Below are 22,435 nucleotides of genomic sequence, written 5' to 3' on the forward strand. Positions count from 1 at the left end.
GAAGTCTACGAAACAACCTGGAAAGTAATGCTGGCCTCAGCATTCCCCTGATCATCATCCACCTCCCATTTGTAGATGCCAGTCTGAGTGACTGTTGCGGTGTCTGTCACCTGGACACCTGATACTGGTCCCTTCGGTGTGTTAAAAATCCCGATAGAAAAATGGTCTAAGCTTTCTCCAGTTGGTACTGTATCAGCCTGTTTGAGCGTGGCCCCAAAGAAAAGCTTTACGGGGACGCTAGACAGGCTGGTATTACTGAGAACGAACGTCACATAGACCGTATCGCCAACATGGAACGTATCCCTCTCTGGACTGTCTGGGGAAAAGTCGGGGCTGGTATCTACCTGAATATATGGAACTTCCTGGCTGGTCACAACAGCCTGGTGAAAAGTAAGTGACCAGGCGATCACTGCTGCCACCACGCTCAATACGATAACTCCTCCTACGCTTGCCAGCCCAATCTTCTGTTTTACTGATAAGCCCCGTTCGAATAAAGGATCTACAACTGTCCTCCTACTTGGCGATGATGTCCATGAGTGGGCTGCTGCTCCCTTCGATGGCATCATTGAGGTTCCAGGAGCGTTCGCCATTTGGGGCAAGGATGAACCAGTTGAAGCGCGTGGGTACTCCTGCCTGATAACAAGAGTATCACTGATGCGTTGAAGCTCTTGGCCTATGGTATGGACATCACGAGGCCGCTTTGCCTGGTCTGCCTCCAGCATCCGCATAATCAGCGCCTCCAGCCCCTCCGGTTCGGCCAGATGCAGCGGCGCAAAGAGAAACGGGCTATTTGACGGGTCACTGCCGCTGAGCAACTGATGCAGCGTCGCGCCCAGGCTGTAGATGTCGGATTGTGTGGTCGTCTGCGCCTTGCCATACTGCTCCGGCGCGGCAAAGCCTGCCGAGCCAAACGCGACGGTATCTCTCGTCTGGCCGGGCTTGAAGTGGCGCGCGATGCCAAAGTCAATGAGAGCAATGTCTCCGCCGGGCGTAATCATGATGTTGGCGGGCTTGAGGTCACGGAAGATGATCGGCGGCTGGCGCGTGTGCAGATAGCCCAGCACCGTACAGAGTTGCAGGCCGATCTTCAGCGTCTCCTGCACCAGCAAACGTCCCCCAGGCATGCGGCTCAAGCGCGCCTCCAGCGTTTCGCCCTCGATAAAGTCCATCACCAGATACCAGCGCCCGTCCTCGCTGAACTGCTCGTAGATGCGCGGCAGATTCGGATGCGTCAGCCCGGCCAGCAGCAGCGCCTCGTTGCGAAACGCCTGCGTGGCTTCTTGCAACTCTTCCGGCGTCAGCCCGCGCTGGCTCATCTCCTTGACCGCCACCTTGCGGGCGCCCAGTTCCGTATCCTCCGCCTGATAGACCGCGCCAAAGCCGCCCTTGCCAATCTGAGCCAGCAGGCGATAGCGCCGCCTGAGCAGCGATTGCGGGGCAAGCAGGCCGGTAAAAGAACTACTGCCAGACGACGCTGGCGGGGCAGCCCGCAACGGCGGATTTCCACAGGCAAAACACGCTTCCGCTTCCGGCGGATTGGCGGCCCCACAGGTAGCACAGTACACCAAAGAAGTACTCATCTCTTCCTTGATTACCTCCTCAAGCCAAAATGCCCTTGTATCTGTTCTTTCCGGGGTAGAGGTTCCAGGTAGCGGGCTGACATGAACCATCCCTAATGATATGGTCGTTGGACAAGCCCGGACGCGGGCAAGTGGCGCAGCGTCTGCCAACGTACCGCCGCCGTCTCGGCGGCTCAACGCTGGGCCAGGACGGACGTTGCACCACAGGGCAAACATTCCCTTATGCGTTCAGTTGGCCGCCGGGATGGCGACGCTACGCAAGCAACGCTCGCTGTGGAGGCTAGCAAATCGGCTGGTCAACGTTCACAGAATCTGAGATGGTTCATGGCCCGCTTTATGACCACACGATAAATTATATCAACCAGCTGCTATCCCTGCGCCCGGCGGCGCGCCGTGACACAGAGCATAGGCACGATCAAGTCCAGACGCCCCCAGGCAGCGGCGCGCGCGTTCAGGCGGCGTTCGACCTCATTGAAAACCACCCGACGCAGCGACAGATCGCCGATCACGTTCCGCCATCTGTGCAAGAAACGCATGCCCACCAGGGGCGAGCGCAGGAAAGCGCCGCCATCGGGAAACTCCAGCGCGAAATGATCGCTCAGCGTTTGATCGACAGTGAAGCCCGCCATATCCAGCAGCGCCTCCACTCGTTCCAGCGTTGGTTGCAGGTATATCAGCCGCTCGACATCCCAACCGAGGTCGAGCAAGCCCAGATCGTTCAAGACCGCGCGATATGTCTCGAAAAACTCTTGCATCGTCCCTCGCAGGCTCGTCGTCAGGATCAGCGTGCCATTCGGCTGAAGAAGCCGCGCAATCCCCTTCAGGGCAGCATCGGGCTGGGCAAAGCTGGTCAGGCCCAGATTGCAGATCGCGGTATCGAAGGAGCATTCCGGCAGGTCACAGGAGGCCACATCGGCTACCAGAAAGGCGACATTGTTGAGGCGCAGTTCTCTGGCTCTGGCCTGGGCGTGTTCAATGCCCGCGCCCCACACATCCACCCCGGCCACATCGCCGTCCGGCTCCAGCAGCTTCGCCACCTCCAGCGTCGGGTAGCCCGTCCCACAGCCAACATCCACCACCTGCCAGCCAGGCTGGCGCGGACACCCCTGAAAGGCGCTCAGCAGCATACGCCCAAAAGGAGCCGACCAGAGCGGCACAATGGCTCGCTCATACAGTTCTGCTGTCGCCAGGCGAGTCAGATCATAGGACCGTGCCAGATACGTATCGTCGGGCGGTTCCTGGGGGGATAGCTCCTCTGGCAGCGCCAGCGGCCCCGCAGCAGAGACACGAACGCGATAGATCTGATCGAAGTTCGCTCGGCCAGCGGGCGGCTCAGGTGGCCCTGGCAGCGGCTCCGCAGCGGGCGGCGGCGTATTCGGCTCGGACGTGATCGGCGGCGCGGGCGTCTGCATCGCGGCCAGAGCTTCCGCCAGGGAAAGAGGGCGCGTCGCCGTAGATTTGGGGGCCAGGGCCGCCAGGCTTTCTACCAGATCGAGGTCCAGCGGCATCGTGGGCAGCGCCGCCAGATCACCGATGCGCCGCGAGATTGACGGCGCGGCGCGCACATCACGCCGGTCCTGGCTGGCGGGGCTGGCTGCTGGAGGCGGCCAGAGATGGCTGGCGCTGCCCTGTTGGGCGGCGGGCATGCCAGACAGCCGGGGATGTCCGTTCTCCGGCTCACGATCAATATCTATAAAGAGTTCTCGCTCCGCTGGCATACAGGTTCCAGGTCATGGGGCTAGCAGCTCTGCTGGAGATCGCCCTTAGTGCAAAATCACTTGACCCTTTCGGCATGCTCCGATAGAATACCCCAAGGGTGGCGTGACAAGCTATGCGTTTGATGACGATCCGCTTTGAGGATATTGAAATTAGCATAGCGCAAAACCAGGCAAAACACAATCACCTGAGTTGCTCATTTCCCCCAGCCTGGGGCTGGGGCGCGCCACTCACGCTTCTCCCTCGTTCCACTCGCTCAGCAGCCCCTCGCGCACAAGCCAGCGCAGGAAGAGCAGACGGTTCACTTCCTTGGAGCGCACATCATCCTCATACCAGCCCGCCCGAACGCGCCGACGCAGCAGTGAGAGGCTCATGCGCTCCCCTTCGGCGGGCTGAATAACCAAAGACTCAGCAGTGTTTTCTTCAGGTACATAGATGCTGTTAGTATTCATTTCCTGGTTTTCATTCCACTCTTTGTTTTGCAGAGTCATTCCAATCTCTTTCTAGTAAGAGCCGAACCGGGCAACCTCAATGATGCCTGGCTATTATGCATATCTCATACATAGATTACCCAAGAAGGGGTAAAAACACATGCGCAGGATGCTGTATTTCCGCTGATCGCGGAGAGCGAGCAAAAGAGACAGGGAGCAAGCCAACCGGTTGCACCAACATGGGTAATACTGCGCAGGTTTCCTGGCTGGTGGCATCGCAGCCAGACGCTTGAGCAGGTGATACAATAAAGTGCCATGCGAACGAGTGACTTTGATTACGATCTGCCACCCGAACTGATCGCCCAGACGCCCATCGAGCCGCGCGACGCTTCGCGGCTGCTGGTGGTCAATCGTGCCAGCGGCGAACTGGCGCATCGCCACTTCCGCGACATCGGCGATTACCTGCGCCCCGGCGACCTGCTGGTTGCCAACCGCAGCCGGGTCATTCCGGCGCGCCTGGCCGGGCACAAAGCCGACAGCGGCGGCGCAATTGAGACGCTGCTGCTGGCGCGCCGTCCCGACCTCGGCCCGGAATACTGGGAAACGCTGGTGCGCCCTGGTCGGCGCATCCGCGAAGGCCAGGAACTGCTCTTCTCGCGGCCTGGCGCGGGCACGAACGGCCAGCCCATCCTTGCCGCCATCGTGGTCTCGCGCACCGAAGCCGGGGGGCGCATCCTGCGCTTTACGCCGCCAGCTTCTGGCGAGCCGCTAGAGGCTGTACTGGCCCGGCTTGGGTCCATGCCCCTGCCGCCTTACATCCGCGCGCCGCTGGAAAATCCCGAACGCTACCAGACCGTCTACTCGCGCGAGCCAGGCTCAGCCGCCGCGCCAACCGCCGGGCTGCACTTCACGCCCGAACTGCTGGCGCAGCTTGGGGAGCAGGGCGTGGAAACCGCCTTCGTGCTGCTGCACGTCGGCCTGGATACCTTCCGCCCCGTCGAAGAGGAAAACCCCAGCGACCATAAGATGCATAGTGAAGCCTTCGCCCTGGACGAACAGGCTGCCGCGCAGATCAACGCCGCCCGCGCGCGCGGTGGGCGCGTCATCGCGGTAGGCACCACCAGCGTGCGCGTCCTGGAAAGCCTGCCCGATGCGCCCACCGTCGCGCCATGCCAGGGGCGCACCGCGCTCTTCATCACGCCGGGCTATCAATTTCGCCTGGTGGACGCCCTCATCACCAATTTTCATCTGCCGCGCTCCAGCCTGCTGATGCTGGTCAGCGCCTTCGTGGGCGCGCCCGCCTCCGTTGCCGCAGGCGCTGATCTTACGCGCCGCGCTTACGCCGAAGCCATCGCCCGGCGCTATCGCTTCTTTAGCTTTGGTGACGCCATGCTGATTCTCTAGTCACACGATGGAGGTTTAAGGGAACGATGTTTGTTCTGCCGCTGGGGAACGATGCCGAACTGCGCCTGCTGGAGATGCGCCACGCGGAGGAACTGTTTACCCTGGTCGATCAGAACCGTTTCTATCTGCGCCAGTGGCTCGGCTGGGTGGACAGCAACCAATCCATCCTCGACAGCCGCAGCTTCATACGCGGCGCGTTGCAGCAGTTCGCCAATAATAATGGCTTCCAGGCAGGCGTCTGGTTCGGGGGCGCGCTGGCCGGAGTCATCGGCTACAACTACATTGACTGGCAGAACAGCAGAACAGAGTTTGGCTACTGGCTGGGCGCGCCCTTTCAAGGGCATGGTCTCATCACCCGCGCCTGCCAGGCGCTCATTGATTATACCTATGATGACCTGCGCCTGAACCGCATCGAGATTCTCTGCGCGGCAGAGAACACCCGCAGCCGCGCCATCCCCGAACGCCTGGGCTTCACTCAGGAAGGCATCTTCCGCCAGGCCGAATGGCTCTATGACCACTTCGTTGATCTGGTCGTCTATGCCATGCTGGCCGATGAATGGCGCGGCGTGCCCACTGAAGCCCAGCATAGTCACTGAGCGAGGGGAGGCAGCGCCCGCAGTGCAGCCACCGTCCCCAGAAAGCGCGCGAGATCGCTGATCTCCGCCTCCAGCCCTGGCATCACCTCTGGCGCAAGCGGGTGAAACGGCTCGATGACGACCTCCAGACCGTTTCTCTGGCGCTTGCTCCTCCACGTCCCCACCACGCGGCCATCAACCAGCAGCGTCGGCTGGATCATCCCGCCCCCAGCGTTAATGCGCTTTGCATACTGGGGCGGCGCCGCCAGGTCTCGGCTTCGGTAGCCCAGGAGATACGTGTCAAAGGCTGGCAGCAAGCGTACCACCCGCGAAGAGGCTGCAAGCTCATCCAGCCAGGCGGCGCGTGTCTTGAGCATCCAGGCCGGACGCCCGGCAAGCGGCGCCTCAAGCAGATCATCGGCTATAACACGCCAGGCAGCCCGTATCTCGCTGATCGAAAGGCCCGACCAGGCCGCCATATCTTCCGGCCCCGCCGGACCATACGCCGCGAGATAGCGGCGCGCCAGTTCCGCGCCCGCTTCCTCCCGCGACAGCGACACAGCGCGCCCGCGCGGTATCCAATCGTCCAGCAGCACATAGGTTGGCTTTGCGCCGCGATCTGGCCCCAGGCAGAGGACGCCTTCGAGCGCGGCGCGATAGACCAGATACGCTTTCGCCTGGCCCTCAGTGCGGATGCCGCGACTATCCAGATACTCCACAAGTTCAGGGCGCGTCAGCGGCCCCCGGCTGGCAAGCGCATCGCGGATCGCGCGCACGCCTCTCGCGTAGGTATCTTCGTCCAGTCCGAGCGCGACTGATCGCCGCCGGCTGGCGGCAATACATACCGGACCCAGCAGCGCCAGCAGCCAGCTCAGGTCTTCGGTTGCCAGCAGGTGCAGCGTCCCGCGCATCCCCCAGGTGCGCACCACCGAGCGATCCTCAACCCGCGCCCGCTCGACATCGGCGGGCGCCAGCCCGGCGCTGCGCACGCGCACCCCAAGGCTCGCGGCGGGCGCATCCTGCGCCTGGAAGCCACAGAGCGCCTGCACGACACCGACAACCGTACCCGGCTGCTGCGCAGCGAGCCGCTGCGCGCGCAGGCGCAGGAAACGCGCCTGATCGTCGGATAAAGCCATCTTCATCTGCCGCCATCTGCTCCTAAAGATCGGGCGCGGTCAGGTCGTGCATCCCCAGTGTCAGCGAAATCTCGCCGCCGTGATGCAGATCGTGTTCGATCAGATGCCAGATCACCCACTGGCGCGTGAACACCTCCGGCTCGCCCGGCTCACGGTCCGTGTTTGGAATGGTATAGGCCAGGTCTGCGGGAGACCAGCTTGCCAGGGCAGCGCGCAGCACCTCCCAAGACTGGCGCAGGCCGTTGACCAGTTCGGCGGCGCTCCGTTCGGGCGCGTCGCGGCGGTCCCAGCGCCCAAGAGCAGCGAACGCCTCGTCACCAAGCCCCAACGCCAGATGACACCAGCGGCCACGGGCGCCGATCATATGCCGACAATTCATCTCAATGCTGCGCAGATGTGGCGCAGCCCTCAGCGCCAGTTGCTCCGACGTTAAGGGGGCGATAGCTTTGATGAGCAGTTCCTGATAGTTCTCCCATCCCTGGTAGAAAGCCGCCAGGGTTCTCGTTGCATCATCTGTCATAAAATCCTCCTGATCCGCTAAAACACCTTGCGCTACATCGCTGGCAAGGCTGGCCTCACCGGCTAAGAGCGCCTCACACACCCTCCGCACGAGCAGGGGCGGGGTTGTAGCGCCGTCCTTCCAGGCGGCAGGGGTGGGACCAACCGTCGGTTGTGTGAGGCATTCTAAAAGGCGATTTCCGCCGCTGGCTGCACTTTGATCGGCTTGCCAGGCGTCACCAACTGGGGCAGGATCGTATTGTGATAGGCGACGATCTGGTCCCACGTAAAGGGCGCTCTGTCGCCAGTCAGATGCCCATCCGCAGCCAGCGTCACAGCATAGCCCAGGCTGGCGGCGCGACGGCAGGTCGTATCCACGCAAAACTCGGTCTGCGCGCCCACAATCACCAGATGGCTGACGCCGCGCGCCTCCAGTTCGCGCTGAAGCGTCGTATCGTGGAACGAATCCGACGCGCGCTTCTGTACGATCAGATCACCCTCCGCAGGCGCAATCGCCGGATGAATCGGAAAGCCCGGCGCGCCCGGCTCCAGCGGATGCCCGGACCAGCCGTTATGCTGCACATAGACCACCGGGCTGCCCGCCGCGTGGGCGCGAGCGATGAGCTCCGTGATGTGTTCCAATACCTCGCGGTCCTCTTCATAGGCTTCATCAAAGAGGCCCATCTGCACATCAATAATCACCAGCGCCGTCTTGTTGTTCATCAGATTTTCCTCCTCGATATGGCAGATAGGTCCGGCTATGCCTGGACAAGATGAAGGCGCAAAAAATCAACCGTGCGCTGCCACGCCAGCGCGGCAGCCTCGGCGTTGTAGGCGTCGGGGCGATCCTCCTCAAAGAACCAGTGCCGGGTTCCTGGGTAACGATAGAATGTCACATCCTTCCCTGCCGCGCGCAGCGTCGTCTCCGTTTTAGTGACAAATTCGTCCGGCTCCCACTCGTCCTGCTCAGCGTAGTGTCCAAGAAACGCGGCCCTGGCGGCGGAATAATCCGCTTCGGGTCCGGCGCCGTAGAAAGCCACAACCGCCGCAACATCGGCGGGCCGGGCGCAGGATGTCGAGAAGGCATACATCGCCCCCAGCGAAAAGCCCACGCAGCCGATCCCCTGGCCCTTCACCGCAGGGTGCTGGCGCAGATACGCCACTGCCCCGGCGATGTCAGCTTCCGCTTGTGTGCCGCTGAACAGCGATCCGCTGAGGCGCTCAGCCTCCTCAATAGTCGTGGCGACCTCCCCATGATACAGGTCAGAAGCCAGAACCACAAAACCCTCCTGGGCCAGCCGCTCGCAGACCGCCTTAAAGAAGTCGTTCAAGCCCCACCACGCGTGCAGCACCAGGATGCCTGGACCTTCGCCGCGCCTGGGCAGCGCGAGATAGCCGGGCGCAGCGCCTTCGCCTACTGGAAATGCAATCATATTCCCTCCTTTTGTGTTCAACTCCATTTTGCTAGGTTCCACCAATTATCGGGGGTCACTTGTAGCGCCGCCTTCCAGGCGGCCACCGCTGCGCCCTGGCAAGCGTGCGCCCTCCAGGCCAGCGGACCAGCAGGCCACCGCTGGCCGCCAAGAAGGGACGCGCGAGCGACCACCGGGAGCGAGAGGACGGGGCAACAGCAGCGGCCCTTCCCGAAGGGAGGCGGCGCTCCCAGTAACACGCCTCGCTTGCCAACACCTCAGATTTGGGAGAACCATTTTGGTATTCCTTCTTGATTTTCGCATCAAAACAGGAGATAATCCGTCCTGATTAGAACGATTTTTCGAGAAAGGGGAACTGGCCGTGTATCATCCGACGACGCGCCTGCTGACGGCGCTGGAACTCTTGCAATCGCGGCGGCAGCTCAGCGGGCCAGAACTGGCAGATCGGCTGGAAGTGAACGTGCGCAGCGTGCGCCGCTATATTACCATGTTGCAAGACCTGGGCATCCCGGTAGAGGGAGAGCGCGGGCGCTATGGCGCGTACCGGCTGCGACCCGGCTTTAAGCTGCCGCCGCTGATGTTCAGCGAAGAAGAGGCGCTGGCGCTCGTGCTGGGCCTCGCCACCGCGCGACGGCTGGGCCTGGCGGAACCCGCCCTGGCCGCAGAGGGCGCGCTGGCGAAGATCGAGCGCGTCTTGCCCGTCGCGCTGCGCGAGCGCGTGCAGGCGGTGCAGGAAAGCCTGGTGCTGGCGCTGAGCGCGCCTGCCCCCATGCCCAACAGCGAACTGGTCGTCACGTTGGGCGTAGCAGTGCGCCAGAAGCGTCAGGTCTGGCTGCGCTATCGCTCGTGGGCCGGTGAGGAAACCGAGCGTACCTTCAACCCGTACAGCCTGGTCTATCGAGAAGGGCGCTGGTACACCGTCGGCTATTGCCAACTGCGCGAAGACATCCGGGTCTTTCGCCTGGATCGCGTCATCGAAGCCAGCCTGCGCGACGAGACCTTTACCAGCCCGGCAGCGTTCGACGCGCTGGGACACGTGGAGCGCGCCATCGCCAGAACACCGGGCATATGGCACGTCGTCGTGCTGCTCAAGACGACGCTGGCAGAGGCGCGTGGTCAGATACCACCCGCGCTTGCCACACTGGAAGAGACCGAGAACGGCGTCATCATGCGCTGCTACGTAAACCAGCTTGAATGGATCGCCCATGTGCTGGCCGGATTGGGCTGCCCGCTGGTCATCCAGCAGCCGGACGAACTGCGCCTGGCGCTGGCCGAGCATGCCAGACACCTCGCCCAATGGGCCGAGGCGGGCGCATGAACTCGCCAGCCTGGCGAATCGAGCAGCAATGTAATATATTCGGCACAAGCAGGAGAACTACTCTATACTTTCCTCACCACCATGTGCAATAGGTGGAGGAGGCTGAATCTGCCGGGCGCCCACCATCTTTGCCTTGATACGATCAAGGATCTCTTGAGGCGCTATTTCTGACTCACGCCCTAAAACAAGTATTTTTGCAATGCCTTCAGCGCTTGTGCTTTTTCGCTGTTTCAGGGCGAGATGCAGTTCTGAGTTCAGCAATACGCTGTCATAAATGTGGAAATGGACTGTATCCTCACTGTTTGCTGGACGCAGATGATCTGTTCTAAACTCGCGTGCAAGATAGTTGAAGAAGGGGGTTTGCACTACCAAAACAAGCTTTTTACCAAGTCCTTGAAATGAATCGGCCTTATGGAGCATCTGCATAAGAATCGTCTTGGCCGACATGCGCCAGTTAATCCCATAAGGATAAGCTGGCGCGAGCAATCCCTGACGCACATCCTCTCGTGCTGTCCAAATGCCGCCAGAGCCAGTGGTATCAAGTGATTGTATTTCTATACCGACATAATCTAATGTAAAGAAGCCATTGGTAGCTACAAGAAAATAATCAATATTGCCACCAGGCATTGAAATCTCTGGAACAGCAAAATATTCCAGGCCCGGCTCTGTCTGTGTAAGCAGATAAAAGCAATCCAGAAAGATCTGATTGCGGGCAATGAAACGATGGGGGCAAATGATGAGAGGATTACCCTGAAATCCAACGGCGCATGCTCCAATGGTCTGGTTAGAGTCGCTTTTGCGCTGCTTCACACAACGCCTGCCAAGAAAAGGGCATTGCTGCATCGCCATCACTGAAGCAAAGTCTCCTATTGTTTCCTGAGCGACTCGTTTTCCATAAAACTCTAGAGGATGATTACCGAAGCCGCTCATGCGTCAAATAAGCTCCTTTGCTCTGGCTTTGTAGGCTTTTCGATGGTAGCCTGCTGGAGACGCCTCCGCGCCTCTAAGAGATAGCGAGCGCTTGTATCTATGCCTATACCCCTTCTCCCCATCATGACCGCCGTGACAAGGGCCGTACCCGTCCCAGCAAAGGGGTCGAGCAGCACACCACCCTGTGGACAGGTTGCCTTGATAGGTAGCTCACAAAGCTCTTGTGGGAACACGGCATAGTGCGCATCTTTGCGCCATTCATCTTCGGGGATAATATGCCAGACATCCCCAGGCTTGCTCCCGTTCTTATGATAAGGAAGAATGCAAAAGCCGCGTGATTGGAGCTCATTCGCGCGGCCACTGAACTCTTTTGAGTCAGAGTGCGTAGATCGTTGGGCGCCTCGAATAATCATCCGAAAATCAGAAATAGCGCCATCCTCTACCTTGCGCAGCGTCTCGGCAAGCGCCGCCAAAGCAGCTTCCTTTTCTTCTGGCGTCAAGTCTTTGCTGCCACGTATCTGTTGCTCATATTTGGCCCCACTCACCCCAGTCGGCGTCACAATCTTTCCATCACGGTAAGAGGGTTTTCCTGGAGGGTTGCGGATAGCATCAACATCGTAGAAATATTTGTCTTGCTGAACAAAGTGAAACACATGCTCATAAACGTTCCGTAGCTTGTCCTTTGCATTACAGGGGTTGCCTTTCACCTTGTCCCAAACCACCGAATTGCGCAGAATCCACCCATCCTCCTGAAGCGCAAAAGCAACACGCCAGGGAATGCCACAGAGATTCTTATTGAGATAGGTGTCCCCGATATTAAGCCACAGCGAACCTTCAGGGCGTAGCACGCGGCGCACCGCATGTAAGATGCGCACCAGCCGCGCAACGTAGTCTCCCCAATGCGCTTCTGCACCCAGTCCACTTGTACTATCGTACTCTCGCTTTGCCCAGTAGGGAGGGCTGGTAATGCAGGTGTCAATCGCATGAGAGGGAAAGAGTTTGAGCGCTTCTTCTGCATCTCCTTGCACAAGGTAGTATCTATCTTGCAAATTACTCAGAAATTGCGCAACCGCCAATTCCCGGCTTGCATCATCTTGTCGCGCAGGGAGAGCCATTGTGAAAGCCTCCTACTCCTGCCCCACATCGAGGCTAAACGTCCCATGTATACTTGCTCCTTGCAGTGTATCTGCAAGCCCTCTCTCTGTCAAGGATTGCTCGTCAAATGGTTCTACCAAAAAGCGGGGGCCACCTGTAGCGCCGCCTTCCAGGCGGCCAACGCTGCGCCAGGGCGAGCGTTCGCCTCCAGGCCACGGCGCCAGCAGGCCACCGTTGGCCGCCGAGACGGCGGCGCTACCAGCGGCAACCCCCGATCATTGGTGGAACCTCGTCAAATGAAGGCGATCTTAAAATCCCGCTTTGCCAATTGGGCATCGCGCAAGTGGTCCGTACTTTTGGCCTATGGCAGCCAGTTTTTTCGGCCACATCTTGACACCGCGCTATAAAATAAGCGGGTAGCGTGGAAGCGAACGATATGTGCGGCGCACTCCTGCTGGAGCAGGGAACCAGGGTGGTGAGCAGGTCGAACCAGAAGGTGGCGCATATGCAGATTGGCGATATTCTCAACGGAACCTATCAGGTTGAGCATCCGCTCGGTATGGGCGGCCAGGCGCGCGTCTGGCAGGCGCGCCACCTGCGCCTGCCGCGCCGGTTTGCCATCAAAGAATGCCCCCTGGCCGGAGCCGACCTGCGCGAGCGGGCCGAGCGCCGCTCCCTCTTCGAGCGCGAGCGCGATATTCTGGCCGCCCTCAGCCATCCGGGGCACCCGGCCATCCCCAAAATCTCCGACTTCTGGGAAGAGCCTGACCAACTCTTTATTGTCCTCGATCTGGTCGAAGGCGAAACCCTCATCGAACTGCTGGCGCGCCGGGGCCGTGTCACCATGCCCGAAGCCATCAACCTTGGCAGGCAAATCTGCGAGGTGCTGACCTATCTGCATAACTGGACACCGCCCATCATTTACCGCGACCTCTCGCCCGACAACGTGATCCTGGACCGCTCAGGCCAACTGCACCTCATTGACTTTGGCATCGCCCGCACCTACAAACCTGGTCAGGCCCAAAACACCTCTTCACTCGGCAAGGTCGGCTACGCCAGCCCCGAACATCTGGAGGGCGGCAAAGCGCAGACCGACGTGCGCTCAGACATCTACACAGTCGGAGCCTTGCTCTATCATCTGCTCACCGGCCAGGAACCCATCCCCGTCGTAGATCGCCTCAAGCAGCGCGCCGGACTCCAGGGAGGCCGCGCGCTCACTCCGCCCCGCAGCCTCAATCATCATCTTACCCTCGCCATAGAAAATTGCATCGTGCGCGCGATGGAACTGGAGCCAGCCCGCCGCTTCCAGACCGCCGAAGAACTGGAGCGCGCCCTGCAAGCCTGCGATCTCTCCGGGCGTCAGACGCCGCTTCCCCTGCCCTCTGAAAGAAGCCAGCAGCGCATCCGAACCAGGCCAGTTGATCCAGCCAGTTTCTGGGGCGGGACCAGCGCGCCAACCGCGACGCCACCCTCGCTTCCACCACACCCACCCTCGGCCAGACCCTGGCCGCCGGAACAGCCCGCGCCGCCAAATCAACCCCCTCTGCGCGGCCCAACCAGCGGGCCAAATATCAACAGAGGTCTGCCCCCAGCCATCAGCGGCAACCTGGGGCCAGCGCCCCTGCGCCGAATGGCAACCGGACCAGCAGGCTCGGCGCCCACACCAGCGCCCAGCGGCCCGCGCAGCGCAGGCGAGAGTGCGGGAACCCTGTTCCCGCAAGGGACGCGGCCCGCAGGGAGCGGCCCGCTGCCAGAACATCCCACCTCAAGCCACCAGGCATACCCCGGCAGGGCCAGTGGACCGGGCAGTATTGGCACACGCAGGCCAACCGGCTCACAGGGCTTGCAAGCCCCCGGCCATATCCTGCCCGACCTCCCTCTTGATCACAGCAGCCGCGCGCTGGTCCCCGCTCCCCCTGGCCGCGAACCGTTGCCCCGCGCGCCCGTCCAGCGTGGCCCGCTGCTCTCTCGCCGTCGGCTGCTCGTTGGCTTTGGCGTCGTCGGCGTCGCCGTTGTAGGTTTTGGCGGGGCAGCTTTCCTTCTCAATCGCGCGCGTTCGCCCTATACCGCCCTGTTCACGCTCAACGGCGACTCGCTGCCGGTACAGTGTGTCGCCTGGTCGCCAAACTCACGCCTGCTGGCAGGCGGCGGCAATAGCAAACTGATAAAAATCTGGGATACACGCACCGGCGCTTCCACCATGACACTGCGGGGCCACACCGACTTTGTGCAGGGCGTGGCCTGGTCAAACAACGGCATCAACCTCGCCTCAGCCTCCGCCGATAAAACCATTCTCATCTGGGACGCGCTGCAAGGCGGCTCGCCAGAACTCACCCTACTCGGCCATACCGATACCGTCTATGCTGTCGCCTGGTCTCCTGATCGCAGCATGCTTGCATCGGCCTCTGCCGACCAGACTGTGCGCATCTGGGACGCTCAACACGGCGGCCAACCCAAACAGATATTGACCGGCCACAGCGATGCCGTCTACGATGTCGCCTGGTCGCCCGATGGCGAACTGGTCGCCAGCGCCTCCAACGACGGAACCACCAAAATCTGGGACTGGCGCCAGGGTGGCGCGGCGCTGCACTCGCTCAATAGCAATACCGGCTTTGTGCGCGGCGTCTCCTGGTCGCCCGACAGCAAGCAGATCGCCAGCGCCTCGCGCGATCAGGTTGTCACCGTCTGGAACGTGGACACCAGTTTCCCACCGGCTTTCACGCTCAGTGGCCCCAAAGACGTAGTGACCTCCGTGAGTTGGTCACAGGATGGCGCGCTGCTGGCGGCTGGCTCAGCCGACCATACCGTACTCATCTGGGATGCCCACCAGGCTGGCCCGCCGCTCAACACCCTCACCGGCCACAGCGAAATGATTACTTCTGTCGCCTGGTCGCCCGATAACACCATGCTCGCTTCGGCCTCCAGCGATAACACCGTCATGGTCTGGCAGCGTCAATCATGACCCCGGACGCTCCAACTCGACATAGTCCCGCTCGCCCGACTCCGGGTTATAGCGCACCTCCATGAGCTTGCCAGTGGTCGGGTCAACAAAGCGTTCGCCAGTGGGCTGCCACTTCCCCTGCGCCCGATTCACCCCAGGCCGGTATCCCCGCCGCTCGAAGAGGATCGCGCCAGCGATCACCGCCCCGCTCGCGGCCAGATAGATCACCACAACGACAGGCGCCTGCGCGACAAAAAGGAGCAGACCGGCCACCACCAGATCGAGCAACCCAAAAGCGATAAGCAAACGTCGCAGCATAAGTCCCTACCCTTCTGGCTGCACAACCACAGCCGTACCATAGGCCACAATTTCGCTCATCGTGCTGCCAATCTCCGACGAATCGAACTGCATGCGAACGATGGCATTCGCGCCCATCGCGGTAGCGTTCTGCACCATCCGATCAATTGCGTGACGTCGCGCCTCCTCCAGCAGCGACGTATACTCCTTAATCTCGCCCCCCGCCAGAGAGCGCAAACCCGCCATAATATTGCCGCCCAGGCCCCGGCTGCGAACGACCAGCCCAAAGACCTCTCCCTTGGTTTCCACAATGCGATAGTGCGCAATCGCCTCAGTCGTTACGACCAGCATACAAAGCCCCCTTCTCTTAATACGCCTGTTTGCGGAACAGCGGAATCGCCGCGATCACCGGCAGCGCCGCCGCCACCAGGCAGATGATCAGCCCCTTGATCGGAAACTCCTGGCCCAGATAGGCCGTCTGACTGGACCAGTAGCCCGTCAGGCTCCAATCGCTCCACCCTGGAAATAAGCCAGGAATGGATGTCACGATAGTGATAATCAGCGCAAAGAGCAGCGGACGCAGAATGTCTTTGTACACGACCGAAAAGAGCAGCGCCAGACCCAGCACAAAGAGCGTACCCAGCCAGAGCAGCAAGCTGGAGATAGCCGCGCCCCCCACAGGCTGGGGATGCCCCACGATGGCCGCCGTTATCAGCAGCGCCGCGCTGCTCGCAACAATCATCGCCAGCAGCAGTGCGGCGCTGACCGCATATTTCACGAGCAGCACGCGCACACGGCCCACCGGCTTACTCAACAGAAAGAAAATCGTCCCCTTGTTGACCTCAGCGCCGATTAACCCACAGCCCAACACCGCAGCCAGAACGGCCAGCGCCTGCGAGCCGTTTTTTGCGTACCACTGCCCCCAGACATACTCATTATAGGCTCCCAGAAGCTGCTGAATCTGTCCCTGGAGCGCCTGCGGTATCTGCTGAAGAGCCGCGCTGTTCGTCAACAACTGCTTAATCAGATCATACGTCCCGGCCAGCCCCGCCGCAAAGATAACACAGGCCACCATGCCAATGATCGCCTTCCAGCGCGCCTCGATCAGTTCTTTAACGGCCATCAGTGCCCTCCTTCATATACTCCAGAAACAGGTCTTCCAGGTTCAGATCAACTATATCCACATCGCGCGGCGCGGAGGGCCGCTCCTGAATCGTCTGCGCCAGCGCCTCCACATCGCCCTGTGTCAGCAGCCGCACGCTGCGCCCCTCCTGCGCCAGACTCATAATCGTCGGCAGGCCGCGCAGCGCCTCAAGCTCCGACGGGGGCGGCAGTTCCGCATACGTCAGCTTCAACACCTTCTGGGTCTGCTTCAGATGGTCAAGCTCGTCACAGACCACCAGCTTCCCTGCCCGGATAATACCGACCCAATCGGCCACCGCCTCCACCTCTGAAAGAATATGCGACGAAAAGAACACCGTCTTGCCCTCGGCGGCAATCTCGGCCACCAGCTTGTTCAAGAACTCGTGGCGCGCAATCGGGTCCAGTCCAGCCGTCGGCTCGTCCAGAATCAGCAGGTCCGGGCTGCTCCCCAGCGCCAGCGAAAGCGCAAGCTGCGACTTCATCCCCCTGGACAATCGCCCCACCTTCGCCTGCGCAGGCAGCCCAAAGACACGAATGTAGCGATCAACCACCCCCTGGTCCCACTCACGGCTGACCGAGCGACAGAACGCGCAGATTTGCGGAATGGTCAGGTATTCATAAAGGCTGTTCACCTCTGAAACATACCCCACGCGCGCCCGTATCTCCAGGCTCTGGCTGGCAGCGTCATAGCCCAGCACACGCGCGCTGCCCCCATCGAGCCGACGCAGCCCCAGCAGCGCCTTGATGGTCGTCGTCTTGCCCGCCCCGTTTGGCCCTAGAAAACCAAAGATCGACCCAACCGGCACGCGCATCGTCAGGCCATCCACCGCGCGATGTGTCCCATATCTGACCACCAGATCGGTGATCTCAATCGCGGCTGCCGACTCCTGATCAGCCGACACCCCCCTGCTGTTGCTATCCAAGAGTTCCACACTCCTTTCAATGTTGCCCTGGCCTAGCGTTGCCATCGTTCCATCGCTCCTTCCGCGTCCTGCTGCTCCTCCTGATAGTATCGGCGCAGCGCCTGCTCGAACGCAGCGCGCAACTGCCCCTCATCAATCTCCAGATGAGCGGCATCGCGCACCAGCGCCTGCAAGCGACCGAAAAAAGCATCCCGCTGCTGCTGGCGCAGCGTGGCATCCATATTCGTCGCCACGATAGTTCCTACTCCCGCTCTGCTCTCGATCAATCCGAGCCTCGCTAATTCCTCATAAGCTTTCATAATGGTATTAGGGGCAATCGTTAGCTCGCTAGCCAGTTGGCGCACGGTGGGCAACTGCTCGCCTGCCTGCAACGCGCCAATCTCCAATGCGTGCTTAATTTGTTCGATCAGTTGCACATAGAGAGGCACACCGCTGCGTGGATTGACATCGAGCCATTTCGGCATCCCATTCCTCCTTTGTCTCAGTGTTGCATAATTATGATACATTAAAACACCGTGACTGTCAAGAGATCAAGCGGGGCGAAGCCATAGTTGATGGTAGACTTTTGTTCTATAGAACGAGTTATAGGAGTCGGGGTTAAGTTATGATAGGTTTATAACATTTTTCTGCTCTATCTACTTGACAACTCTTGAAGCCTGGATGTACAATCTCTTTAATCTTCTTGTGATTGTACATTCTACAGGCGGTCTGTGACGGTAAGTAAACCTTGTAGCATGTGCAAGGAGATACCCTCGCTCATGCTCTAAAAAAACCAATAGATTTCCCCTTGACAAAGGAAAGGAGAAGCCCCGATTCAAGGACACCAGGCGAGGAAGGGCGCTAGGAAAACTATGAACAATCAACCGTCTGACCACACCCCACCAGAAGACGTGGCAAACATGCCTGATGGTGGGCACAGCGACACCATGACCATTGCTGAGCGCGTGCGCTCGGCCCGCATTGCCGCCAACAAAACACAGCAGCAGCTCGCGGGCGATACCTACTCGAAGAGCTACATCTCAGCCGTTGAACGCGGGAAAATGACCCCATCGGTCCAGGCGTTGGGTGTACTGGCGGAGCGGCTTGGGCTGCCCATGTCCTATTTCCTGGGTGAAAGCGAAGCTGATTTGAGCGCGCTGGCCGAAAGCACCGCCTCGCTGCGCTCCACCCCCGAACGCGAGCGCATGGTACGCGAAGAAACTATGAGCCTGCTGCTCAGCGAAGCGGAGGGCTTCATCCGGCAGCGCAATCCAGATGCCGCCCTGGAACGGCTCGGCGCCACCGAGACGCTGGATGAACTCAGCGTCTCGCAGCGACCCAAATGGTACTTTCTGTCCGGGTGGGCCTGGATGCTCAAACAAGCCCATCATGACGCCATCGCCCATCTAGAGAAGGGCCTCAACCTCGCCGAGAACCTGCGTATGCAGGCGCCCCTCTCACAAAAAGGCCAGCTAGCGGAAATGGCCGAACGGCTCCGCTGCTTCCTCGGCTCAGCCTATTATGAACTGGGCCAGCCAGAGATGGCGCTCGAATATCACCGACGCGGCCTCGTCGCCATCAGCGAAGGCGTCGTCACCGACCCCGAACTCAAGCTGCGCATGTACATGGCCCTGGGCCACGATTATCTGCTGCTCAACCGCTACAGCGAAGCCATCGGCTTCTACGAACAAGCCAGCAAACAGGCAAATGACGCCGAAAGCCTCGCTTCCGAAGGGCCGATCTATTGGGGGCTGGGGCTGGCCTACAAAGACAGCGGCGACCTCGCCCGCGCCAGAACCAACTTACAGAAGGCGCTGGTCGCCTTCGAGCTGCAAGAGAATATGCGCCTGGCCGCGCAGCTACGCTCCCTCTTTGGGCAAGTCCTGGTCAACCTGGGACAGTTCGACGAAGCCGAAGCCAACCTTCGCCAAAGCCTGGGCGCGGCCCAGCGCACTGGCGATGCCTCCACTCGTGGGATCGCCTTGGGCAACTTCGCTTCCATGCACATTGCCAGAGGCGACCACAACAAAGCCATCGAGATGGCCCGCGAGGGTCTGGAAGTCGTGAAAGAGAGCAAGGATCAGCGCACCGAGGGCCAGCTTCACCTGACGCTGGCGATTGCTCACGAGGCCAGAGAAGACTACGAGGCTTCTGAGCGCGAATTGAGCAGCGCCATCTCCATCTTCGAGCAGACGGCGGATAAAGACCTGATTGGCCGCGCACACGAAAAATATGGCAAGTTCCTGGCAGACCGGGGTCGCTTCCAGGAAGCCTACGATCACATGCGTCTAGCCAGAGCCGCCACCACGCGCAAAGCGCAAGACCTCTAGCGCGCTCAGCGCGTCAAGTCGGGCAGCCCCATCATCTCTGGGCTGCCCGATTCCTCATGCCTGCGTCTTCGACTCGTAGCGCCGCCTTCCAGGCGGCTCAACGTCGAGCTACCGGAATGTTCGCGCTGGAGGGCAAACGTTCGCACCAGCGCAGCGTCCAGCCGCCTGGAAGGCGGCGCTACAGGTAATTTGACCGCTCGCTAGGCGTTTCCCGTCCATGTGCCAGTCTGAGCGTTCGACGAAAGCAGATAGAACGTCACGATCCTGGGACACGTAATGCGTTCGGCATCGTTCCTAAACGTCCCGGAAATCTTCGTTGTGCTGCTGAAATTGCCTACCAGGCGGATGCTGACGCGGGGCGTTTCCCCTACGCACAAGCCCCCATCGGAAAGATCAAACGTATCCTGGGTAGTCGTCTGGGTATAGACCAGATGGCCCGCTTTATACGTGCCGCTGCACTTCAAGACATACGTCTCATTGTAGAAGGTGCCATCCGAGAATGTCTGCTTATAGTGCTGAGGCTCGCCAGTATCAGTACTGTTATCACAGACCTTCCCATTGCTCACATCGAGCGTCATGGTAAAGGTTTCTGCCTCGCCAGTGCTGGCGTTCTTGGTATGTATCGTCACATTGATGTTGAAGGTCGCGTTATCGGTGGGCGCGCCATGCGGCCCAGGCGTACCAGCCTCTCCCTGACGAACGATCTCTACCGGAGCGGCGGTCTGCGTGCTATGTCCCTGGTCATCTTGCGCCGTAATCGTATGCCTGCCCAGCGTCCAGTCGCCGGTAACGGTCAGCGTCACCTCCACCCGTCCCCTGGCGTCGGTTAGCGTCGGCTGGCTGCCCGGCAGCGTCCCCCCATCCAGCAGGAAGGTTACAGTTGAGTTGGGCGCGAAGCGCCTCCCGGTAATCGTAAAGCTGGTACTGGATGAGCCAGCCGGAGTCGTACCATCCTGATAATCGCTGTGTACATCCAGCACAGGCTGGGGAATAACCACAATGGAAGCACTGTTCTGCGCGACATAGCCTTTGGCGTCCTTAGCCGTCAAGGTATGTGTATTGAACGTCCAGTCATCCGTAATCGTCACCTCGGTCGTGAACGAACCTTTCCCATCGCTCTGCACAAGCTGTGCGCCCGGCGCGCGCGCCCCATCCAGCAGAATAGTAATCGTCGAGTTGCCGGAAAACTTCTCTCCGCTGATATGCAAGATCGTATCCGGCGGCACGCTCAGAGCCGAACCCGTCGCATTGCTCGTGACCGTAATAAATGGGTGCGGTGTCGTCAGCACCGCGTAGGCTGTGGCGCTGCCGCCGCCAACCAGCAAGACAATCAGCGCGAGAACGATCCACAAGACCGGGCTGCGGCGCGCTTTGGGCGGCGGAGCAGTAACTACAGGCGCCGCTGGCGCAAAATAGCTGCCTGGCGAGCGCGCGCCCGGTGGCGGTGGTGGCGGCGGCGGCGGAAAGTCCACCTGGGGACCGCCTGGCAGCGCCCCATAGGGCCAGGGATGCGAGGGATTGCCATACATATCTGACATAGCGGGCGCCGGACCGCCCGATGGCTGAGAGCCAACGGCCTGGGAAGAGCGAACAGTCTCAGCATCGCCCCAGGCTCCCCCGGCGGGCAGCGACTCGGCAATCGTCGGCGCAAAAGGCGTGCTGTCCGACTCCTGGCCGCCTGACGGAACAGAAGCCCCCGATCCGGGGCCGCCCGATGGCCCGGACCAGACCGCTGGCGCATTGGGGCCGGATGGTGTATGAGGGCCGGATGGCGTACCCGGCAGAGGCGGAATGATTGGCGGGTTCACCTGCGTGGAAAGCGAATAGATCGACGGCTCCGCGTGGGCCGCGTTTTCAAGCGCGGTAGCAAAAGCGCGCATGCTGCCAAAACGCTGGTCGGGGTCTTTCGCCAGCGCCGTCATCACCACATCCTCCACCGCCGACGCAAGCGTGGGAACCTTCTTCCGCAGCGGCGGCGGCGCGACCACCAGATGCTGCGTCGCCACCTCAGTCACGCTCCCGCTGAAGGGCCGTGAGCCACACAACCACTCGTAGACCACAACGCCCAGCGAGTATTGATCGCTGGCCGGGCGCGGATGCCCCTGAATCTGCTCCGGGGACATATAGCCCACCGTTCCCACCATCTCCTTCGATGTCTGGTAGCGCGAACTCTGCGAGACCACCGCAATGCCAAAGTCGCTGATCAAGATGTCATTCAGCCGCCCGATCAGCATATTTTCAGGCTTCACATCGCGGTGGACCACCCGCTGCTCGTGGGCATATTGCAGCGCGTCAGCCACCTGCCTCACGTACACAATGATAGCATCCAGCGGCGCCTGCGCGCCCTTCTCGTAACGCTGGCGCAGCGTGCCGTTGGGCGCGTAATCCATCGCCAGAAATGGTGTACCATCCTGCACCGCAAAATCAAAGACACGAACGATATTGGGGTGCGTCAGGCGGCCAATCGTGCGCGCCTCCTGCTGAAAGCTCTCAATATCTTCGCTTTCCAGGCGCGTTTGCAACACCTTGATAGCTGCCTGATTGCCCAGGCGCACATGCTCGCCTAGATAAACATCCGCAAAGCCGCCTCGCCCGATCAACTTCAGCAGGCGATAATTCCCCAATTGTTCCCCGACACGATCAGCCATTGGCTTTTTCCCTCGCTCCCGACCAGACACACATCATCTGGCCCATCTCTCTATCAAA

At 60.6% G+C, this 22,435-nt stretch carries 20 protein-coding genes; 5 read left to right on the top strand and 15 right to left on the bottom strand.

Features of this window, described 5'->3' with window-relative positions:
* Positions 1-5: 5 nt before the first annotated feature.
* The 3 genes from VH599_01145 to VH599_01155 all read right to left on the bottom strand — a co-directional run bounded on the left by VH599_01145 (position 6) and on the right by VH599_01155 (position 3,787).
* A complete protein-coding gene (locus VH599_01145; GenBank protein ID HEY7346893.1) occupies positions 6-1,580 on the bottom strand; it encodes a protein kinase in 1,575 nt (524 codons plus the stop codon).
* A 368-nt stretch (positions 1,581-1,948) separates the two neighbouring features.
* Positions 1,949-3,298 carry a class I SAM-dependent methyltransferase gene (locus tag VH599_01150; GenBank protein HEY7346894.1) on the bottom strand — a complete coding sequence of 450 codons (1,350 nt, stop codon included), beginning with the start codon at positions 3,296-3,298 and terminating at the stop codon, positions 1,949-1,951.
* Between the two features lie 228 nt (positions 3,299-3,526).
* Positions 3,527-3,787 (bottom strand): hypothetical protein, encoded by a 261-nt coding sequence (locus VH599_01155; GenBank protein ID HEY7346895.1) that lies wholly within the window; start codon positions 3,785-3,787, stop codon positions 3,527-3,529.
* Positions 3,788-4,042: 255 nt separating this feature from the next.
* On the opposite strand from VH599_01155, the gene queA reads away from it, so the two are divergent.
* Both queA and VH599_01165 read left to right on the top strand, forming a co-directional pair.
* Positions 4,043-5,131: a tRNA preQ1(34) S-adenosylmethionine ribosyltransferase-isomerase QueA gene (gene queA / locus VH599_01160; protein HEY7346896.1), complete on the top strand. Its 1,089-nt coding sequence runs from the start codon at positions 4,043-4,045 to the stop codon at positions 5,129-5,131.
* 26 nt (positions 5,132-5,157) lie between these two features.
* Positions 5,158-5,727, top strand: coding sequence for a GNAT family protein (locus VH599_01165; protein HEY7346897.1), 570 nt, complete (start codon positions 5,158-5,160; stop codon positions 5,725-5,727).
* On the opposite strand, the gene VH599_01170 is transcribed toward VH599_01165, so the two are convergent.
* From VH599_01170 to VH599_01185, 4 genes are all read right to left on the bottom strand, one after another.
* Positions 5,721-6,848, bottom strand: coding sequence for a winged helix DNA-binding domain-containing protein (locus VH599_01170; protein HEY7346898.1), 1,128 nt, complete (start codon positions 6,846-6,848; stop codon positions 5,721-5,723). The two genes, VH599_01165 and VH599_01170, sit on opposite strands and share 7 nt — an antisense overlap.
* Positions 6,849-6,864: 16 nt before the next feature.
* The gene (locus tag VH599_01175; GenBank protein HEY7346899.1) at positions 6,865-7,362 is read right to left on the bottom strand and encodes a DinB family protein; all 498 of its coding nucleotides are present in this window, start codon (positions 7,360-7,362) and stop codon (positions 6,865-6,867) included.
* 164 nt (positions 7,363-7,526) lie between these two features.
* A complete protein-coding gene (locus VH599_01180; protein ID HEY7346900.1) occupies positions 7,527-8,063 on the bottom strand; it encodes a cysteine hydrolase family protein in 537 nt (178 codons plus the stop codon).
* Between the two features lie 35 nt (positions 8,064-8,098).
* Complete coding sequence (locus tag VH599_01185) at positions 8,099-8,773, bottom strand: dienelactone hydrolase family protein (protein HEY7346901.1); 675 nt, start codon at positions 8,771-8,773, stop codon at positions 8,099-8,101.
* A 361-nt stretch (positions 8,774-9,134) separates the two neighbouring features.
* Between VH599_01185 and VH599_01190 the strand changes: the two genes are divergently transcribed.
* Positions 9,135-10,091, top strand: a complete 957-nt coding sequence (locus VH599_01190) for a YafY family protein (protein ID HEY7346902.1) — start codon at positions 9,135-9,137, stop codon at positions 10,089-10,091.
* 57 nt (positions 10,092-10,148) lie between these two features.
* On the opposite strand, the gene VH599_01195 is transcribed toward VH599_01190, so the two are convergent.
* Both VH599_01195 and VH599_01200 read right to left on the bottom strand, forming a co-directional pair.
* Positions 10,149-11,021, bottom strand: coding sequence for a NotI family restriction endonuclease (locus VH599_01195; GenBank protein ID HEY7346903.1), 873 nt, complete (start codon positions 11,019-11,021; stop codon positions 10,149-10,151).
* On the bottom strand, positions 11,018-12,049 hold the full coding sequence (locus VH599_01200; protein ID HEY7346904.1) for a site-specific DNA-methyltransferase: 1,032 nt from the start codon (positions 12,047-12,049) through the stop codon (positions 11,018-11,020). Before VH599_01200 ends, VH599_01195 begins: the two co-directional genes overlap by 4 nt.
* 488 nt (positions 12,050-12,537) lie before the next feature.
* Here VH599_01200 and VH599_01205 point away from each other — a divergent pair, with 488 nt between their 5' ends.
* Positions 12,538-15,078 carry a protein kinase gene (locus tag VH599_01205; protein HEY7346905.1) on the top strand — a complete coding sequence of 847 codons (2,541 nt, stop codon included), beginning with the start codon at positions 12,538-12,540 and terminating at the stop codon, positions 15,076-15,078.
* Here VH599_01205 and VH599_01210 read toward each other — a convergent pair.
* Genes VH599_01210 through VH599_01230 form a run of 5 tightly spaced genes read right to left on the bottom strand, consistent with a single transcriptional unit; the run spans position 15,073 to position 17,884 of the window.
* Positions 15,073-15,375, bottom strand: coding sequence for a hypothetical protein (locus tag VH599_01210; protein ID HEY7346906.1), 303 nt, complete (start codon positions 15,373-15,375; stop codon positions 15,073-15,075). The genes VH599_01205 and VH599_01210 overlap by 6 nt on opposite strands.
* Before the next feature lie 6 nt (positions 15,376-15,381).
* Positions 15,382-15,705 carry a heavy metal-binding domain-containing protein gene (locus tag VH599_01215; GenBank protein ID HEY7346907.1) on the bottom strand — a complete coding sequence of 108 codons (324 nt, stop codon included), beginning with the start codon at positions 15,703-15,705 and terminating at the stop codon, positions 15,382-15,384.
* Positions 15,706-15,721: 16 nt separating this feature from the next.
* On the bottom strand, positions 15,722-16,477 hold the full coding sequence (locus tag VH599_01220; protein ID HEY7346908.1) for an ABC transporter permease: 756 nt from the start codon (positions 16,475-16,477) through the stop codon (positions 15,722-15,724).
* The gene (locus tag VH599_01225) at positions 16,467-17,465 is read right to left on the bottom strand and encodes an ABC transporter ATP-binding protein (protein HEY7346909.1); all 999 of its coding nucleotides are present in this window, start codon (positions 17,463-17,465) and stop codon (positions 16,467-16,469) included. The genes VH599_01220 and VH599_01225 overlap by 11 nt, the downstream gene beginning before the upstream one ends.
* A complete protein-coding gene (locus VH599_01230; GenBank protein HEY7346910.1) occupies positions 17,453-17,884 on the bottom strand; it encodes a GntR family transcriptional regulator in 432 nt (143 codons plus the stop codon). The genes VH599_01225 and VH599_01230 overlap by 13 nt, the downstream gene beginning before the upstream one ends.
* Positions 17,885-18,271: 387 nt before the next feature.
* On the opposite strand from VH599_01230, the gene VH599_01235 reads away from it, so the two are divergent.
* Positions 18,272-19,729 (top strand): tetratricopeptide repeat protein, encoded by a 1,458-nt coding sequence (locus VH599_01235; protein ID HEY7346911.1) that lies wholly within the window; start codon positions 18,272-18,274, stop codon positions 19,727-19,729.
* A 200-nt stretch (positions 19,730-19,929) separates the two neighbouring features.
* Here VH599_01235 and VH599_01240 read toward each other — a convergent pair whose 3' ends face one another.
* Positions 19,930-22,377 (bottom strand): protein kinase, encoded by a 2,448-nt coding sequence (locus tag VH599_01240; protein ID HEY7346912.1) that lies wholly within the window; start codon positions 22,375-22,377, stop codon positions 19,930-19,932.
* Positions 22,378-22,435: the final 58 nt, after the last annotated feature.

Source organism: Ktedonobacterales bacterium, from assembly GCA_036557285.1.
Lineage (GTDB): Bacteria > Chloroflexota > Ktedonobacteria > Ktedonobacterales > DATBGS01 > DATBHW01.